This window comes from Roseofilum sp. (genome assembly GCF_982964205.1).
In genome coordinates this window covers 1-17,523 of record NZ_CEZBFX010000019.1, presented here as the reverse complement: position 1 = coordinate 17,523, position 17,523 = coordinate 1, and the positions used below count along the sequence as shown (strand labels likewise).

At 44.1% G+C, this 17,523-nt stretch carries 14 protein-coding genes, 1 other RNA gene and 1 pseudogene; 11 read left to right on the top strand and 5 right to left on the bottom strand.

Annotated elements, in window-relative coordinates; all coding sequences use genetic code 11:
* Window positions 1–157 precede the first annotated feature (157 nt).
* The 4 genes from AC3A14_RS07650 to AC3A14_RS07635 all read left to right on the top strand — a co-directional run bounded on the left by AC3A14_RS07650 (window position 158) and on the right by AC3A14_RS07635 (window position 4,984).
* A complete protein-coding gene (locus tag AC3A14_RS07650; protein ID WP_318698773.1) occupies window positions 158–412 on the top strand; it encodes a phosphopantetheine-binding protein in 255 nt (84 codons plus the stop codon).
* On the top strand, window positions 390–848 hold the full coding sequence (locus tag AC3A14_RS07645) for a holo-ACP synthase (protein ID WP_318731779.1): 459 nt from the start codon (window positions 390–392) through the stop codon (window positions 846–848). The genes AC3A14_RS07650 and AC3A14_RS07645 overlap by 23 nt, the downstream gene beginning before the upstream one ends.
* Window positions 845–2,428 carry a benzoate-CoA ligase family protein gene (locus AC3A14_RS07640; protein ID WP_413039094.1) on the top strand — a complete coding sequence of 528 codons (1,584 nt, stop codon included), beginning with the start codon at window positions 845–847 and terminating at the stop codon, window positions 2,426–2,428. The genes AC3A14_RS07645 and AC3A14_RS07640 overlap by 4 nt, the downstream gene beginning before the upstream one ends.
* A gap of 132 nt (window positions 2,429–2,560) precedes the next feature.
* Complete coding sequence (locus AC3A14_RS07635; protein ID WP_318731777.1) at window positions 2,561–4,984, top strand: TonB-dependent receptor domain-containing protein; 2,424 nt, start codon at window positions 2,561–2,563, stop codon at window positions 4,982–4,984.
* 240 nt (window positions 4,985–5,224) lie between these two features.
* On the opposite strand, the gene AC3A14_RS07630 is transcribed toward AC3A14_RS07635, so the two are convergent.
* Both AC3A14_RS07630 and AC3A14_RS07625 read right to left on the bottom strand, forming a co-directional pair.
* Window positions 5,225–6,274, bottom strand: a complete 1,050-nt coding sequence (locus AC3A14_RS07630) for a M42 family metallopeptidase (protein WP_318731776.1) — start codon at window positions 6,272–6,274, stop codon at window positions 5,225–5,227.
* 42 nt (window positions 6,275–6,316) lie between these two features.
* Window positions 6,317–7,822, bottom strand: coding sequence for an ammonium transporter (locus AC3A14_RS07625; protein WP_318736207.1), 1,506 nt, complete (start codon window positions 7,820–7,822; stop codon window positions 6,317–6,319).
* Between the two features lie 306 nt (window positions 7,823–8,128).
* On the opposite strand from AC3A14_RS07625, the gene AC3A14_RS07620 reads away from it, so the two are divergent.
* A complete protein-coding gene (locus AC3A14_RS07620) occupies window positions 8,129–8,809 on the top strand; it encodes a response regulator (protein ID WP_318731774.1) in 681 nt (226 codons plus the stop codon).
* Between the two features lie 317 nt (window positions 8,810–9,126).
* Window positions 9,127–9,376, top strand: a pseudogene (locus AC3A14_RS07615) (IS4 family transposase); the annotation flags it as partial.
* Between the two features lie 21 nt (window positions 9,377–9,397).
* On the opposite strand, the gene AC3A14_RS07610 reads toward AC3A14_RS07615, so the two are convergent.
* On the bottom strand, window positions 9,398–10,186 hold the full coding sequence (locus AC3A14_RS07610; protein WP_318731772.1) for a glutathione S-transferase family protein: 789 nt from the start codon (window positions 10,184–10,186) through the stop codon (window positions 9,398–9,400).
* Between the two features lie 247 nt (window positions 10,187–10,433).
* Here AC3A14_RS07610 and AC3A14_RS07605 point away from each other — a divergent pair, with 247 nt between their 5' ends.
* Together AC3A14_RS07605 and rsmA are read left to right on the top strand one after the other, a co-directional pair.
* Window positions 10,434–11,507, top strand: a complete 1,074-nt coding sequence (locus AC3A14_RS07605; protein ID WP_318731771.1) for a glycosyltransferase family protein — start codon at window positions 10,434–10,436, stop codon at window positions 11,505–11,507.
* Window positions 11,508–11,624: 117 nt separating this feature from the next.
* The gene (gene rsmA, locus AC3A14_RS07600; protein ID WP_318731770.1) at window positions 11,625–12,449 is read left to right on the top strand and encodes a 16S rRNA (adenine(1518)-N(6)/adenine(1519)-N(6))-dimethyltransferase RsmA; all 825 of its coding nucleotides are present in this window, start codon (window positions 11,625–11,627) and stop codon (window positions 12,447–12,449) included.
* On the opposite strand, the gene AC3A14_RS07595 is transcribed toward rsmA, so the two are convergent.
* Window positions 12,444–13,202 carry a thioesterase II family protein gene (locus tag AC3A14_RS07595; protein WP_318731769.1) on the bottom strand — a complete coding sequence of 253 codons (759 nt, stop codon included), beginning with the start codon at window positions 13,200–13,202 and terminating at the stop codon, window positions 12,444–12,446. The genes rsmA and AC3A14_RS07595 overlap by 6 nt on opposite strands.
* Before the next feature lie 222 nt (window positions 13,203–13,424).
* Between AC3A14_RS07595 and AC3A14_RS07590 the strand changes: the two genes are divergently transcribed.
* Window positions 13,425–15,344 carry a response regulator gene (locus tag AC3A14_RS07590; RefSeq protein WP_318731768.1) on the top strand — a complete coding sequence of 640 codons (1,920 nt, stop codon included), beginning with the start codon at window positions 13,425–13,427 and terminating at the stop codon, window positions 15,342–15,344.
* Window positions 15,345–15,539: 195 nt separating this feature from the next.
* Window positions 15,540–15,839: a TMEM165/GDT1 family protein gene (locus AC3A14_RS07585; protein WP_318731767.1), complete on the top strand. Its 300-nt coding sequence runs from the start codon at window positions 15,540–15,542 to the stop codon at window positions 15,837–15,839.
* Window positions 15,840–15,848: 9 nt separating this feature from the next.
* Here AC3A14_RS07585 and AC3A14_RS07580 read toward each other — a convergent pair whose 3' ends face one another.
* Complete coding sequence (locus tag AC3A14_RS07580) at window positions 15,849–16,700, bottom strand: Npun_R2479 family HD domain-containing metalloprotein (RefSeq protein ID WP_271944711.1); 852 nt, start codon at window positions 16,698–16,700, stop codon at window positions 15,849–15,851.
* Between the two features lie 162 nt (window positions 16,701–16,862).
* On the opposite strand from AC3A14_RS07580, the gene ssrA reads away from it, so the two are divergent.
* Window positions 16,863–17,251, top strand: a transfer-messenger RNA (tmRNA) gene (gene ssrA / locus AC3A14_RS07575).
* Window positions 17,252–17,523 lie beyond the last annotated feature (272 nt).

Here is a 17,523-nt window from a genome sequence, read left to right as displayed (position 1 = left end):
TCCTATGGCTCAGAGAAAGATAATCCCTTTAGAGCTAAAAAAAATCCGTTTGGAGTTAGTTCTGTTCTTTGTCCTCTGATAGAATGTGCCTGCCTTGGGCTGACAAAGCCACTGTTCTCATTTATTGAGAAAAATTTGGAATTGTGAAAACGCAAATATGGAACAGAACTCCTCTCTTGACACTCAAAACACCTTAAAGAGCATTTTGAGAAACTTGGGTATTTCCGAAGAGTTGTTATATGACGATGCTTTACTCTATCGCGATCTGCAACTCGACTCGACTGAGATCGTGGAAATCGCTCTAGCCCTCAAACGGCAACTTGGAGTTGCCCTTAAATTAGAAACCCGTCAGGACAAAACTTTGGCTGAAATAAGTCAAGAGATTGCGGATGCGCGCTCCAGTTTGGCATAAGCTTTCGGGAGCCAACCAGCAAAGCAATAGACAAGACGGGTCGATCGCGGCGATCGGTATCGATTTGGTGGAAATTTCCCGAGTCGAGAACTTTCTTCGCCGTTACGATCGCGACACTCTCACTTTAATCTTTGCCTCCAAAGAACTCGATGCCAGCCAACTTGACCCCACCCCTGCCAAATACCTAGCCCTTTGTTTTGCCAGTAAAGAAGCACTCGGCAAAGCACTCGGAACGGGATTAGCTGAAATTCACTGGTTTGAAATTTCTTCCCGACTCAACTCATTGGGACGTTTATCAGCGAATTTATCGGGTTCTGCCCGCCAAAAAGCTGACGAACTGGGATGGCAGCATTGGGAAATGAGTTGGTTATCTTGGCAAAACCATCTCCTCGTTTGCGCGATCGCCTATCAATCTACAACCAGCAACGATTCATGAACGATTTTCTCGACCCCTTACCCAGTAACTTCAACGCTGCTGCCTATTTCTTGGATAGAAATTTGATTCGAGAGAAGGGAGATAACATTGCGTTTTATACCAAGGATGGAACCTACACTTATAGCCAAACTCGCAAGCGCGTCCAACAAGCGGCTAATTTACTCGCCGAACTGGGAGTAGAACGGGAAAACCGCATTGCTATTTTACTGCCCAATACACCAGAATTTGCCTTTGCCTTTTGGGGCGCGATTTGGCTGGGGGCGATTCCCGTTCCCATCGTTCCCAGTTGTAGCGTTGAAGATGTACATTACATTCTCCACAACTCGCGGGCCAAAATTTTACTAAGCAATCGCGAGGGATTTGCTAGAATCGGACCGATTGACTCTCCTTTTCTCCGTCATTCTCTCTCCATTGATAGCTCTACAGAAACCGACCCCCCAAACTCTCACTCTTTCCTCTCCCTCATAGAAGAACAGAATAATCTGCCTCTCCCCGCAGACACCCACGGAGACGAACCCGCCTTTTGGCTCTATACCTCTGGCAGTACAGGCAAACCGAAAGGGGTCATTCACCGTCAGCAAAGTATGGTAATCTGCGATCGCGCCTATGGTCAGGGGATATTGGGACTAGCCGAAACGGATATTACTTACTCCGTCGCTCCCCTTGCTTTCGCTTACGGATTGGGCAACTCCCTTTATATGCCTATGGCTGTTGGTGCTGCTGCTGTTTTGTCAGCAGCCGGCAATGCCTTCGATATTATCGCCGACATCGATCGCTACCAACCTACTATTTTCTTTGGCATCCCCAGTATTTATGCCAATCTTTTAGCCGTGCGAGAGCTTACTCCTCTCAATGTTTCCAGTTTGCGCCTGTGCGTTTCGGCTGCCGAACAGTTGCCTCCAATTGTTTGGCAGCAATGGCGAGAGGTCTTCGGTCTGGAAATTTGTGAAGGGATCGGCACAACAGAATTTTTGCACATCTTTTTATCCAATCGACCGGAAACCTGCAAGCCCGGAACTTCTGGCCGTCCCGTTCCCGGTTACGAAGTACGCGTTGTAGACGAGAGCGGACAGCCCCAACCTGCCAATACCATAGGTGACTTAGCGGTGAAAGGAGAAAGCTTGATGCTCGGTTATTGGAATCGCCTGTCCGAAACCCGGGCAGCTCTGTACGGCGATACCATGCTAACGGGGGATAAATATATCTGCGACGAGGAAGGCTACTTTAAGTTTATGGGACGAAAAGGAGACCTGTTTAAAGCTAACGGTCAATGGATTTCTCCCTTAGAGATTGAGGAAGTTTTATTGCATCATCCCGACATTCTCGAAGTCGCGATTGTACCCGAGTCGAAGAGCGGCGAACAATTGACCAGAATTGTTGCCTATATCGGACTCAAACTGGAACGTCGCGCTTCTCCGGCTTTGGAGAAAAATATCTACCAGTTTACTAAACAAAATTTACCTCACTTTAAAGTCCCTCAATCCTTATGTTTTGTTGAGTGCCTACCGCGCACCTCTACGGGTAAAATTCATCGTAAATCGCTGCAAGGAATGGCGAATTCTCAAATTCTACAGTCTTAATTAACGATCGAGTATTTCACCAATTTTATCCCTTTGGAGTCAAAACAATCTGCGACCGATTGAACGATCGTTTTTTTTGCTGGTCAGAGTCCATTTTATCCCAATATTGACCCTCTCAAACTTAAACTCAGAATGAAACATTTCTCTCTTTTGCACAGTGTTTTGGTAGCTCCGGCGATCGTCCTCGTTTCCACCCCTGGTGCTTTCGCTCAAATCGCTGAAATTACCAACGTTCGTATTGAATCTACCCCCGAAGGATTGCAAATTCTCTTAGAAGGCAACGAAACCGAAACCGTCGAACTCTTTCAAACCGTAGAAGAGAATCGCCTTATCATCGAGATTAACAACGCTCGTCTCATCGGGGGCGAGTTCGAGCAAGAAAACCCTATCGAAGGAGTGAATTTACTGCAAGTAACTACCCGGGACGACAATAGCATTGAGGCAGTGATAACGGGGGAAATCTTAGCTCCAGAAGTTTCCGAAGTCATTCAAGAAAATGGACGATTAAACATTAATCTACTCGTCTTTCGCGACGAAGGTTTAATTATTACTGTCACCGCCGAAAAAGTAGAAGAAACCATTCAAAATGTTCCCATCAGTATCACCGCCTTTTCTGAAGAAAATATTGAAGATGCCAATATTGATTCTTTAGAAAGTATTGCTGACAATACCCCTAATTTTTCTGTATTTGGAGGAGGGTCGCAAACAGGACTTTTTAACACTTATTCCATCCGAGGTCTGTCCAATAGTAACTTTCTCAGTCGCGATACAGTTGGGTTCTTTGTCGATGATGTTCCCTACGATTATGGAGCATTTTTAGACCTCGATCTCGTCGATCTCGAACGGATTGAAGTGTTGCGCGGACCGCAAAATACCCTCTATGGCAGAAATGCTCAAGCTGGGGTGGTTAATATTATTACTAAAAGACCGAGTAACGATATCGAAGGAAAATTCTTTGCCCATTACGGGACTTATGACCAACGCCGTATGGCCCTTTCAGTTAGTGCTCCTCTCGCAGAAGATCGGCTCTTTTTGCGTTTGTCGGGACAACTCAACAGGGAAGATGGCTATATAACCAATACTGCATTAAATCGAGATCGAGAAGTTGGAGATCTTTCGGGGGGGAATATTCGAGGAACATTGGTTTGGACTCCCAACGATGATTGGGAAATTTCTTTGGGAGGATTTTATCAAAGTGATACCAATGAAACGCCCCTGGTCCAGTTATTGAGTTCAGATAATTCATTTCGCATTTCACAAGATTTTCAAAGTTTCAGCGAAACCCAAACGAATAGCCAAAACCTAAAAATCTCGTATGAAAATTCTAATTTTATTGGGACTTCAATTACGACTCGTCGTTATTCCAAACAAAGGGCAGAATTCGATTCCGACTTTTCAGCTATCGATTTATCGGTTGCCGTTGCCGGAACTAATTCAACGGTATTCAGTCAAGAGTTACGCTTTCAATCGGCTCCTTCTGACAATCCTTTCCAATGGTTAATTGGAGGATACTTTGAAAATCGTCTCTTTAATGTCACTGAGGACGGACAGCGCCTGAGCAGTGCGGCGGCAGAAGCATTTGGCTTGCCAGGACCAGGCTTTGATAACAACACTGCTGAATTGGAGCAAACGACCTACGCTGCTTTTGGTCAACTCAGCTATCAGCCGATCGATCCCCTCACCTTAACCTTAGGCTTACGCTATGACTCCTCGACGGTAAAAATGGATCAGCGGCGCAATTTTGCAGTTGCAGGTTCTCCAATAGTAAATCCTGTGGGGGAAGGCTTTGATGGGGCTGAAACCAACAGTGATGCACTCTTGCCTCGTTTGGCGATCAGATACGAAGTCACTCCGGATGCAACTATTTATGGGAGTATAACCCGGGGTTACAAGCCAGCCGGATTAAATTATCGTGCAAGCAGCGATGATACTTTAGTCATTGGTGAGGAACTTTCTTGGAATTATGAACTGGGAGTGAAAACCGCTTGGTTAGACGATCGCCTGATTGCCAATTTAGCCGTCTTTCACAATGTCATTGATGACTTTCAAGTTGGACTGGGCGATCCCACAGGAATTGTCCGTAATATTGCTAATGCACAAGTGAGTATTACGGGAGTAGAATTTGAGTTGAAGGCTAGACCTGTCAGTGGGTTCGATATTACAGCCGGATTTGGTTATACCAATGCTAGATACGATCGCTTTTTCAATCCCTTCACCGAACAAAGTCTCAATGGTAACAAACTCTCCTTTGCCCCAGAATTCACCTTTAATTTGGCAGCACAGTACCGATCCCCTGGGGGATTCTTTTCGCGGGTTGAATTGAATACTTTGGGAAATTACTTCACTGAAGAAACGAATACTATCTCTCAACGAACCGTGACGACAGTAGACGCAACGTTAGGTTATGAATTCGACAATGCTGGGATTTACTTGGTTGCAGACAATATTTTCGATACTCGATTCCTCACTTCGGGATTTATCTTTGGAGAGAGAGGGGGGATTGTAACTTATAACAAGCCTTTTACAGCTCGTGTTCTGTTTAAAGCATCGTTTTAACAGGACTTAAGCAAATATCCAGAAGTGTTGAATCTTGATATAAAACTTTACATTCAACTACAGAAAAGCCCCTAGTGAACTAAATCAGGGTTTCTGGAATCAGATCGTAGCTCCACTAAATCATAGAGCAGCGCCGACTAAGTTCGACTTGCAAATAACGGAATTTATCCAACAGGGTTTGGCGATAGAACTGATGAACTTCCTTATCTTATCCTCTTTTTTTCGGCATTAAGCTAACATTCAACACTTCTGACAGTAATTGACTAAAATTTCTAGACAATTACTAATCGCTCCTAAATGGGCAATTTCATAGCCATGGGTATTCTGAGTCGGGAAGCCCAAACAGGCTCCACGGCCAATATGACCCAGTTTCATCGCAATGGATGCATCACTGCCAAAACCACTTAAAACAGCTCGTTGGATGGGAATTTGTGCAGCTTCAGCCGCTTTTTGTAGCTGGTGATTTAAATCTTCATCGTAGAGACCATAACTATCTTGAGAGAGCAAAACCGGGGCTACGCCATCAGTGATGGGATATTCTGGCGCTAAAGGACAAATTTCTAGGGCAATTAAGGCTTCTAACTGATGACGTTGGCTGAAAAATAAGGCTCCGATCGCGCCTACTTCTTCCTTGGCTGAAGCAACTAAATAGACATCTATGGGAGGTTCTTTAACGCGCTCGGCTAGACCCAAGAGAATGGCCACCGAAGCCTTATTATCTAAGGTATAACTGGCAATATAATCGTTTAATCGGATGGCTCGCTTACGGTGTTTTCCGACAACTACACGAGTCCCTGGACGCACCCCAGCCTCCCGTAACGCCTCCTTACTGAGTTTGGTTTCTATCGAAACTTTTTCCCACTCTACTGGTTTAGTTTCCTGCTGTACCTTTTGGGGGGACTCATGGGAAACATGGCGAGAACCAAAACTGAGGATACCCGAAATGGTCTGGCGATCGCCTAAAATATCCACAACCCCCTCCCCATATACCCAAGGAAACGAGCCTCCAAGTCGAGCCACCTCTAAGCGTCCTTCCGGTTTAATTCGCTTGACGATCGCACCAATTTCATCTTTATGGGCCGTAATGGCGATCGCTCGGCTCGAATCTTTACCTGGAATTTTGGCAATCACATTATCTGCCAAATCCACTTCTGGTTTCACTCCCAGACACTCAAATTCGTCTAAGAGAAACGCATTCATCTCCCCTTCTACTCCACTTGGAGAATGGAGCATTACCAGATCTTCAATCCGTTTAAACCAGCCATCCCAGTCCATTGATCCGAGTCCCATAGTATTTGCATTGCATCAAATCATCCCATTCTCCGTGTCTCCCTATCTTCCTCCTCTCTCCTGTTCTTTCATAAACCCACTATAGGCTTCCATACTATGCTCGCTCAGATCTAAGCCCTCTAGTTCTTCCATTGGACTCACTCGTATCCCCACCGTAAAACTCAAGGTTAACCATAACAGTAAACTAAAGGCAATCATGGCAAATCCAACAGCTAACACCCCCAACAATTGATTCAGAAACTGAGAATAACCGCCCCCAAAAAACAATCCCGCCAACGGCCCCCCAGTTTCACTATACCAAGGATAAACCTCGGGTCCTATACTAAACAATCCCAGGGCCAACGTTCCCCAAATCCCACAGACTAAATGGACAGAAACCGCTCCTACCGGGTCATCAATGTGCCATTGTTCCAAATACATTACAGAAAACACAACGATGGTTCCAGAAATGACTCCAATGGCGATCGCACTCACTATATTGATATAAGCACAAGAAGCCGTAACTGCCACTAAGCCCGCCAAGATGCCATTAATAATCATCGTCAGATCGGGCTTGCCAAAATAGTGCCAAGAAACCAGGGTTGCCATCACTCCACTGGCAGCGGCTGACATATTTGTAGTTAGAAGAATATGGGTAATGGCTTCCGGATCGGCCGTTAATGTCGAACCGGGATTAAACCCAAACCATCCCAACCACAAAATCAGACAACCGAGGGTAGAAATTGCCAAATTATGGCCGGGAATAGCAGCAATTTGCCCATCTGGATATTTATCCATCCGCGGGCCTAATAAAACTGCCCCCATAAAAGCCCCCCATCCTCCCACAGAATGCACAACAGTCGATCCAGCAAAATCCCAAAAACCCAGTTGGGAGAGCCATCCATCACCCCAGATCCAATGGCCAATGATGCTGTAAGCCAATCCCACTAAGCCCAAACTAAAGAGAACAAAAGCAGCAAATTTAATCCGTTCAGCCACAGCTCCAGACACAATGGTAGCGGCAGTACCCGCAAAGGCTAGTTGAAAGAAAAATTTAGCCTTTAGAGGAATAGCAGCCCAATCTAACGAACGATAGATCCCTTGATAGGCTTCTGCCACGGCTGGACTATTGTCCGGCCCACTTAAGAAAAACCCGTGCAGTCCAATAAAGGAATTGCCATCACCAAACATTAAGGCAAAGCCAGTGGCCCAAAAAGCAAGAGAGGATAAGGCGAATACAATCAGATTTTTTGCTAAGATATTGACAGCGCTTTTATGGCGGCAAAAGCCAGTTTCTAGCATCGCAAAGCCAGCATTCATAAAAAACACCAGCACTCCAGTAAAGATTACCCATAGGGTATTGAGCGCAATTTGGATTTGATCGGGGATGCCATCATTGACCGTGCTTGGGGTCTGGGCTTGGGCGACCGCCTGCCCTGCCCAGGGAATTAAAGCTATCATGACTCCCAAACTGGCCCAAAACCAGAGTGAGTATCCCTTAATGCTTATTTGGGTTTGATTTGCCTTTTTTAAGACCTTGAGTTTTAATCTTGAATCGTGTTGTTTCATTTCTTAAATATACGGATTTTGGGTAAACATTTTAAGTGCCATTGACAACCGTACAAAAGGAGTTATCTTCTCGTATTAGAGAACTCCTCTGGCAAAAGTTTATCAAACTTAATGATACAAACGTAGATTGTGCCTGAAAGATCAGATTCTTAAATGAATTAAATGATACAGAAATTTCCTTTTGTTTTCTGCTATACCAAGCTTAAGAAAATCCTTAAGGGCAATTAATCAAAAATTAAATTATAAATTTAGCCTATAGTTTTGATTTGCTCCATCCTACTCTAAATCCAGTTATCTAATCCTTCCATGACTAATCCAAGAGCGACCATTCTTCTGTGTCAACCCTGCAACTTCCAACGCTGGGTATGGCAAAGAGTGTTAAGAAGCCAAAACTTGGCAGTCATCCTAACTGCTGATGCAACCCACCTATTGGAAAGGCTAGAAGAGACCCGATCTAGTGGTAACCAAAAACCGGCGATCGTTCTCATCGATCGACAAACTCCGGATTTGCAGCTAGAGGAATTCTGTCTCTTGTGCCAAGAGAACTACGCAGAAATACCTGTAATTCTTTTAGAAAGCACAGACTCTGAAGTGAGCCATTACCAACGTCAAGCAGCGATCGCCTATGGCGCGATCGATATTCTACCGCCCTTTGAAGCCGATACTCTAGCCCTCAAAGTGATTGCTGGCATTAAAAAAGTATTATCCGCTCTAGGAGGATTAATGATTCATAACGATCCTCTGGTTTCCTGTTTGCTAGCCCTAAAACAAGATATGGAAAACGCCCAATCCTTATCTACTCCATCCGTAGCAGGTTCCTTCAATAATCATGATGTCTTTGAGTATCCGGCTGACTCTTTTTCAGTATCGGAAATCAATAGAGAGGCTCCTGTCCCTCTACCACCTGTAACCTCTGTAGGTCTCCCAGGAGAAAACACCTCAAAAAAAGCCCGTCACAAACGAGTCTATCGAGGTAGAGTCTATTAGGGGATTTAGGAGTGTCTACTCGATTGTTTTATCTAAAATAGTGCATTGAAAAAGATGGGGGATAGGGAGAGGAAATGACCCATACACTTTCCTTTTTTATAGTGCTTTAGTACTCTGAACATTTGAGCGCTTTATATTCAAAAAAATGCCTAAATTTTTCACCTTTACCGAACAGTCGATTAAAAATTGAATCTGGCTTCATATATAGAACTTTGCGCTAGGGAATAGGCAATCGCTTAGGCTCTAACGGGACTTAAAGGTGACTGGGAGTGTGTGGGCAAGCCTTGGCTCTCATTCCTGATGCTCGACGAGCCAATTCCTTTCATTTCACTGATAGAGAGCGTCTGTCTCAGCTTCTAGCTCTTTTAGCCCTGGCATTTGTTTGGGCGATGAAGTCCGGGATCTGGCGACAGGGTCAAACGCCGATTTGTATCATTGAAGCTCATAGCCGCCATGCCCGTAGTTTGTTTCGCTATGGTTTTGACCTCCTGCACCACTTTTTCATTGACCTGCTCTCTTTTTCTGACTCTCTCTTCCAACCCATACAACTTTATGTCCTGTACTTAGGTCACCAATACCCATCAGTCATTACTCAATTTCAATAGACGTGGGCGAATTACTTGATGCTGGAGTCGATTTAGATTGACGGATGCTAGAGTAGAGGCGATCGCGCCATTCAAAAAAGGGTTGATAGGATGGATTGTCGGCTAATCCTGGGATGCCTTTACCTTGTAGCGATTCAGGGATATTCAGGTAATTGCCTTCAGGGAACTTAATTAAAATACTGAGTCCAGCCACTGCTAAATCAGCCAGGGTGGGGCGATCGCACACCAAATAAGGATGATCCACTAAAATTAGACTCAGTGCTTCTAAATCCTGTTTTAAGCTATCCTGTGCCGCCTGAATTTCTTCTGGACTTGCGCCAACTCCATAGCCTAAAACCTGAAATAATTCCTTCGGAACCCCTCCTACCAAGGTTTTGACAAAATCAGGAATAGGATTAGGTAAAACGGCGGTGCGGAAACTTTGGTCTTGACTCAATCCACCATATAGAGCCTTACGACTTTTGACTCCAATAGACTCATCTGCCCATTCTTCCATTATTAAGCATAAACCGCGCTGCCGGGGTTCGGTGGGAATAATCGGCTTTTCTGGGTATTGGCGATCCAGATATTGGGCGATCGCTGTAGAATCAGAAATCACCGTACTTCCGTCTTTGAGTACCGGTACCTGCCGTTGTCCAGAAATCTTCAACAGTTCCAGTTGTCCCACCCCTGGAGTCACTTCAATCGTACGGTACTCCAATTCCTTGTAATCAAGAATCAGTCTAACTTTCTCAGAAAATTGGGAAAATTCAAATTGGTATAGCTCTAGCATGATTCTAACAAATGCAAGTCTTAAGGCTTACCCTATCACGATCGGCCTTCAGAAAAAGTCATTTAAAATGGAAATGCAATAGATCGATTGCTAGCAGGACGTGTAGTTCGGCTACCAGGAACCTGGCAGGAGTATCAAACCCTGTGCGATCGCCGGACGGACAGTTCCATTCCGCGAATTGAATACCATAGAACAGGGTTATACTACATTAGAATTCCTATATGTGCCAAGCATTTAAGGATTTGATATGTTGATGTTGATGCATAATGGTCTTAAAGATCTACTTTTACTTGGAGATTATGCTCCAGGAAGGAACATTGGGTTTGTTTCGCTCGAAACACCTTTACCCCAAGGATTAAAGAAGTTTACCCAATCGATGAATTATCAGGTGGGACTCCAATTGCGCCGGGAGTATCGCCATATTGCCATGGGGACTCGCGCTCTACAGTTTCCGAAAGAGGTGGATACGATCTTTGTTTTTGAACTCTATAATCAACATCTCTCGATTCTTCTTCCCTTACTCGCACTGCAAGCTCTACAGGGGAAAGAGGTGTTGATCAGTTTGCATGGGAATCAGCAGTTTGCGATGTCGAGTCGGATCAAAAACCTAGGGTTGATGTATCTGAGGACTTATCTCAACCTGTTCAAGAACTTGAAGGTGGTTACGCTAGAACTTGATGATAGTGTGATTCCAGAAGCGTATCGATTACCTCCAGATTCGATGTTTGTGATTCCCCATCCGATTATGAGTGAGGTGGAACCGAAACTGAAGCCAGGGGAAAGGATACCCGCAGATCGGCGGATTAAAATTGGGGTGGTGGGGATGATTCGCCCGGATAAACCGATCGCCAAACTGGTTCAACAGCTTACCCTCTATACGGCGACTCATCCTAATTGCGAACTGGTTATTGGTACTCCCTTAAGTACTAAACCCAAGGAGCTAGAGAATATAAACGCGACTCTACGAGATACGACGAAGCAAGAAGACTATTTAAAGGTCTTACAGGAAATCGACATCCTGGTGATTCATTATGACCGCGATCGCTACTATTATCGTACCAGTGGCGTAATCAGCGATGCTGCCTCCTGCGGATGCTATATTATTGCCTCCCATTATCCCGTAATTGAGCATCAGGTCAAGTGGCCAACTCCCATCGGTGAAACCTTTGAGAATTTTGAGCAAATCCCTGAACTGATCGATCGGGCAATTCTCCATCTGTGTGAGCATGGACAAGATAATCATTGGCAATGGCGAAAACAACGCAACGCTGAGGCGATCGCCAAAATCCTCTTTCCGGAAACTCCCTCACCCTCCCCATGATAAAGATCTCCAATTGATACCGTGAACACAGATAAGTCAAGGGGATCGGGAATTCCAGGAAGAACCCCGGTGTCTGACTATTGGTTTAATACGAACAATATTAGTTTCAATTTCAACATGAATCCTCAACCCCGCAAACGCTTTGCCCAACATTGGCTCAACAGTGAAGCCATTCTACATAAAATTATTCAAGCATCAGATTTAGAATCCACAGATAAAGTATTAGAAATTGGCCCAGGAACCGGTATTTTAACTCGTCAATTGATTGCCCATGCACAAGCTGTTATTTCTGTGGAGATTGACCGGGATCTGTGTAAAAAGCTGATCAAAAAATTAGGCGACTCTCAAAACTTTATTCTTTTACAAGGGGATATCCTTTCCTTAGATTTAGAAGCTCTCCTTTCCCCCTATCCCTTGTTTCAAAATCCTAATAAAGTGGTAGCTAATATTCCCTACAATATTACCGGCCCAATTTTAGAAAAACTCTTGGGAAAAATTTCTTCTCCAGGTCCCAAAAAATATGAGAGTATTGTCCTATTGGTACAAAAAGAAGTAGCCGATCGCCTAGTGGCAAAACCGAGTACCAAAGCCTTTGGTGCCTTATCAGTTCGCGTCCAATATTTAGCCCATTGTGAACTCATTTGTCCTGTCCCGCCAAAAGCCTTTTATCCCCCTCCTAAAGTCGAATCTGCCGTGATTCGATTAACTCCCAGAACTCTGGAAAAACTGGCTCTCAACCCCCGTCATTTAGAACAAATTGTAACTCTTGGCTTTTCCTCGAAACGAAAAATGTTACACAATAATCTCAAATCGAGGATTGAGAGCGATCGCCTGACTCCCATTCTAGAACAACTGAATATTAACCCTCAAGCTCGCGCTGAAGATCTGAGCCTAGAAAATTGGGTTAATCTGAGTAATGTCTTACAAGAGAGTTCCTTATAAACGACAATTGAGTTGTTCAAAAATTGGCTTTAACAATAGCTCAGGATCATCCTTGAAAAACATATGACCGCCCTCAAATAGCTTGAGTTTAAATGTTCTTGAAGTATGCTGATTCCATTGCTCAATTTGTTCTGGAATAGCCACAGTATCATTCATCCCCCCAAACACCGAGATCGGCAAATCCAATGGCGGTTCTAAGTGATATTGATAGTGTTCATTAACGGTTAAGTCTGAACGAAAAATGGGTAAAAATAACTCCATTAAATCTGAATTTTGTAGAACGCCCTCCGGTGTCCCTCCATATTCACGCAATGCTTCAATCAAACTAGAATCCGGTTGGGAACAAAGAAGATTCTCTATTGGAATATGTGCGGCACGGCGACCACACATAAATAAATGCTCCGGTAAAGGCAAACCTTGGCGACGCAGTTCATGGGTGAGTTCAAACGCAATCAAGGCTCCCAAACTATGACCAAAAAACGTGAATTTTCCTAACTCTAAATGAGGAATAATAGCTTGGGTAAGGGACTTGATTAACGGATCTAATTGGGTGAAGCAAGGTTCTTTTAAGCGACGTTCTCTCCCTGGCAATTGAATCGCTAGAATTTCAATTGCCGACGAGCTATAGGTTAACCAAGGACGAAATAAAAAAGCGCCTGCTCCTGCGGGAGGAAAACAAAACAGACGTAACGGAGCATCAAAGCGCTTAGGAGCAGAAATAACCCAGGGGGTTGATGGATGAGAGACAACCATACAATAAACTCAGATTGAACAACCACAGGGCGATCGGCGATCGGAGATCCAATCGATATCGATCCCGTTGAATTGTACCGTAGAATACCCGACCTAACGGATAAATCTCTGTTTCGTTGGATTTCTTCCCTTCCCTAGATTCTCTTGACTCCTTTAAGATAGAGAGATAGTCCTCAGTGCTTCCCCGTAAGCATTAGATCACAAAATCAATGGGTTACAGTAATGGCAGATAGCAATAGGACAAGCCCTGAAGAGAACGCGATTGTTAGTTACAAAACCAGCAAAATTCTGGTGGTTGATGATGTACCTGAAAACCTGCGCCTGCTGAAAACTCTACTGAAAAATGAAGGGTATGATGTACGATTCGCCCCTAATGCTAAATTTGCCTTAGCGAGTCTCACTCAATTTGTCCCTGATTTAATTCTCCTGGATATCATGATGCCAGAAATGGACGGATATACTCTGTGTGAACAATTAAAAGGCAATCCGGAAACCCAAGATATCCCTATTATTTTTTTAACCGCCTTGAATGAAGAAGCAGATAAAGTCAAAGGGTTTCAACTGGGAGCAGTAGATTATATCACTAAACCATTTCAGAGTGAAGAGGTCTTGGTGCGGGTAGCCCATCACTTAAAATTAACTCAGTTAAACCTCCAACTTCAGGAAAAAAACCAAATTTTACTCCAGAAAAATCATCAACTCCAAGAAGCAGAGCGAGAAACTCGGCTCTTGTTAGAAGTCACTCAATATTTAACCCAAGCCTCTACCTGGGAACAGGCAATTGCACAAATCATCAAAAGTATTTGCGATCGCATTTTCTGGGATTATGGAGAAGCCTGGTTACCCCAAGAGGACACCCAAACCTTATCCTATCTTCCCAATCCCTTCGCTACTCATCCCACGCTTAAACCCTTTTGTCAACTCAGTTCTACCTTAGAGTTCCAAGCCGGAGAAGGACTACCTGGAAAAATCTGGCAGAATCAGACTCTAGAATGGATTCAAGATATTACTCAGGCCCCTGAAACATCATATACGCGGCAATCGTTAGCCCTTCAAATTGGCTTAAAATGCGCCTTTGGTATGCCAATTTTAGTCAACCAAAAGGTGATGGCAATTCTAGTGTTTTACCAAGGTAAAATCACCCCTTGTCAACTAAATCTTGTTGCTCTCGTTCAGGCGATCGCCAGCCAAATCAGTTTCCTGATCCAACGCAAACAAAGTGAACTACAACTTCAACAGCAAGCCCAAGATCTAGCCGAAGCGCTTCACCAACTGAAAACCACTCAAATCCAACTGATCCAGAGCGAAAAAATGTCCAGCTTAGGGCAACTCGTGGCTGGAATATCCCATGAAATCAACAACCCCGTTAACTTTATTGCGGGTAATATCGATCACCTGGAAAGCTACATCCACGATTTGATTCAAGTGTATTATGCTTATCAACAATCCTATCCTATACCTGCTCCTACCTTAACTGAACTTATTGCCGATCTAGAACTCGACTTTACCCTAACTGACTTACCCAATGTCATCCTTTCTATGAAAAGTGGAACCGAAAGAATTACCAAAATTGTTAACTCATTGCGTCGGTTCGCCCATTTAGATGAATCCCAACTCAAAACAGTAGACATTCATGATGAGATTGAAAGTATACTTACGATCTTAAATAATCGCCTTAAACTCGAGTCTTCTCCTGAAATGAGTCCAGTTAACTTCTCCGAAATCCAAGTGGAACGAGATTATGGCCAATTGCCCAAATTCGACTGCTTTGCTGGAGAACTTAATCAAGCTTTTATGCAAATCCTGATGAATGGTATTGATGCCCTACAGGAAAGATATGAAGTGGAAAAAAAACAGCCTAATTTCCCGTATATCCTAGGCATTAAAACTCAATGGATTCAGAATTTATCTCAAGTCCAAATCCAAATTAGTGACAATGGAATGGGGATTCCAGCAAATATTAAACCTCGCATTTTTGATCCCTTCTTTACCACTAAACCTGTGGGTAAGGGAACTGGGATGGGAATGGCTATCAGCTATCAAATTATTGTCGAAAAACATGGGGGTAGCCTTAAATGTCTAGATATTCCAGGCCAGACTACCTTCGCGATCGCTCTTCCTCAACGGCCCAAAAAACAGTAACTTAGGCTGTGGGAAGTTTGATCGATCTCGCTTCTCTTTTCTGGAGGAGTACAGCTTGAAGCCTTAGATCCTAATCAATACAAGCTATTCCCTAGCGCAAAATGCTCTATGACCTGATTTTAGAGTTATGCGATTCACCTAGCCTAGCGCGTAGCGCTATACTATGGGACTGAGTCAAAAACTAGATCAAACCCTATGGATTGGCAATTATTGAGTTTAAGTTTTGCAGCCGTATTCTTATCGGAGTTAGGAGATAAAAGCCAGGTAGCGGCGATCGCCCTGAGTGGCACATCCCGTTCCCCCCGCGCCGTGTTTGTAGGAACCGCAACAGCTTTATTATTAGCCAGCTTTCTCGGGGTAATGGTTGGTGAAGGAACCGCCGCCATCTTGCCGACCAAGCTATTGAAGGCGATCGCTGCCCTCGGATTCGCTATCATGGCCGTGCGTTTACTCTGGCCCCAAAAAGATATCCCTCAAAACTTTGATTCCGATTAGATCCTCCTCTTAAACAATCATCTCCAAAGACGGATTCGGCTGATGTTCCACCCGGAATACATTCGCGTATAAATTAGCAATTACCTGCTTCCCTTCCTGAGTTAACTCCAGATAACCCAGTCCCTCCTTAATATAGGGAAACACTCCATGCCAATAAAACTTAGGATAATTATTGCGCAAATCTTCTGGATGACGATACTTAAGAGCCTTAGCCGCTCCCGTTTCCAAAAACTCATAATAGAGAGCGCTAATTTTTTGCAAATATCGGGGATCGCTCAATTGGCCAATCAAATCCGCTGCCCGAATTAATCCCGGATAATCACTGGTCGTTTGATGATCGCTATCATTGGGAACCGGAAAGCGAGTCAACTCAATATTACGTTTAATTACATCCGCATCAATTAACTTATGACCGCCAAACCGTTCCTCAATAAACAACTTTCCCCGGTCTACATGATAGGGAGTCATACTTGCATCTGAAGCCCCTGGAGGTAAAGAAACCATAGCCCCATCCTTACCCGTCGCATAAAGACCTTCTTGATCTTGGCGGCAAACCCCACGCACATAGCCAATATCGTGACAGAGCAGGGAAATAATAAAATGTAACCAATCTTCGCAAGACACCCCGCCTTCTCGGATATGCCGTCCTCGAATGACCTCTTGACCAACCAAGGTCACTAAAATCGTGTGTTCTACATTATGGTATAGCGCATCACTATTGGCGATATTTTCCAAGGCCATATTAGCTGCCCAACCAATAATATCTTCATAGTCATGCTTCCAGCCGCCGTAGGTACGACGATATCCTTCTTGAACTTGCTCGACAAAATGGTTAATGAGAATTTCTGTAGTGTTTAACATGATGTCCCTGGCTAGACCGTTCTGGAACCTTGATCAATCAACTTAGTGTCGTTTCTTTATTGTAGATGCTAACAGATGTCCTCTAGATAAATTTTGCCGTTTAGCGATTGCTGGGGTTATAATTGGGTTAAGTGTTCATGATCTGTTTCTTGAATCACGCATGGGGCTGTAATGGTTTCGACGGGATAGTGAAAGCTGTTCTGTGATGCAAGCCGAGAGTGAGTCACCTCTCGTAAATCAAGGCTCAAACTAAATGTAACTGCGAACAACATCGTTCCTTTCGCTCGTAAGGCTGCTGCTGTAGCCTAAATCTAGCCTCAAACAGGCGCGAGCCATCATAGTCCGACTCCGTTAAGGTCTATGGTGAAACCCCAACGGATGCTCCCTAAAACAGCTTCTAGTCAATTGAAGGGCTAAGACTTTACTAGAAATCCCCACCATTCGGGGTCAAGAATGGTTCCTGCCCAGAGGATTTAGATGGGATAAGCTTGTGAATGAACAGAGAGTAATAGCTATTGCGGACGGCAGTTCGATTCTGCCCAGCTCCATTAATAATTAACTCCTGAAAGCCTTGCTAGACAGAGTCTCTCAGCCGTCCGCAATAGCCATTACTCTAAAAATTAGAGACCGCTCACACATATTTCACACAAATTCATCTTACATCACTCCAAAACAGTGCAAGGTAAATAGGTGAGGAAAATAAGCATTGCCTATCCATGGAAGCATCACCATAGATTTCCGCTAATAAATCAATCACATGACCATCACCTCAAGGGGTGACAAGGCAGCTCAAAGGTCGCTATAGCGACCTTTTTCGGTGGTA

Excerpts from the sequence above, each read along its gene's own strand:
- AC3A14_RS07635 (WP_318731777.1), top strand. The coding sequence starts at position 2,561 with ATGAAACATTTCTCTCTTTTGCACAGTGTTTTGGTAGCTCCGGCGATC.
- AC3A14_RS07630 (WP_318731776.1), bottom strand. The coding sequence starts at position 6,274 with ATGGGACTCGGATCAATGGACTGGGATGGCTGGTTTAAACGGATTGAA.
- AC3A14_RS07590 (WP_318731768.1), top strand. The coding sequence starts at position 13,425 with ATGGCAGATAGCAATAGGACAAGCCCTGAAGAGAACGCGATTGTTAGT.
- AC3A14_RS07640 (WP_413039094.1), top strand. The coding sequence starts at position 845 with ATGAACGATTTTCTCGACCCCTTACCCAGTAACTTCAACGCTGCTGCC.
- AC3A14_RS07585 (WP_318731767.1), top strand. The coding sequence starts at position 15,540 with ATGGATTGGCAATTATTGAGTTTAAGTTTTGCAGCCGTATTCTTATCG.
- AC3A14_RS07610 (WP_318731772.1), bottom strand. The coding sequence starts at position 10,186 with ATGCTAGAGCTATACCAATTTGAATTTTCCCAATTTTCTGAGAAAGTT.
- AC3A14_RS07645 (WP_318731779.1), top strand. The coding sequence starts at position 390 with ATGCGCGCTCCAGTTTGGCATAAGCTTTCGGGAGCCAACCAGCAAAGC.
- AC3A14_RS07620 (WP_318731774.1), top strand. The coding sequence starts at position 8,129 with ATGACTAATCCAAGAGCGACCATTCTTCTGTGTCAACCCTGCAACTTC.
- AC3A14_RS07580 (WP_271944711.1), bottom strand. The coding sequence starts at position 16,700 with ATGTTAAACACTACAGAAATTCTCATTAACCATTTTGTCGAGCAAGTT.
- AC3A14_RS07595 (WP_318731769.1), bottom strand. The coding sequence starts at position 13,202 with ATGGTTGTCTCTCATCCATCAACCCCCTGGGTTATTTCTGCTCCTAAG.
- AC3A14_RS07605 (WP_318731771.1), top strand. The coding sequence starts at position 10,434 with ATGTTGATGTTGATGCATAATGGTCTTAAAGATCTACTTTTACTTGGA.
- AC3A14_RS07650 (WP_318698773.1), top strand. The coding sequence starts at position 158 with ATGGAACAGAACTCCTCTCTTGACACTCAAAACACCTTAAAGAGCATT.
- rsmA (WP_318731770.1), top strand. The coding sequence starts at position 11,625 with ATGAATCCTCAACCCCGCAAACGCTTTGCCCAACATTGGCTCAACAGT.
- AC3A14_RS07625 (WP_318736207.1), bottom strand. The coding sequence starts at position 7,822 with ATGAAACAACACGATTCAAGATTAAAACTCAAGGTCTTAAAAAAGGCA.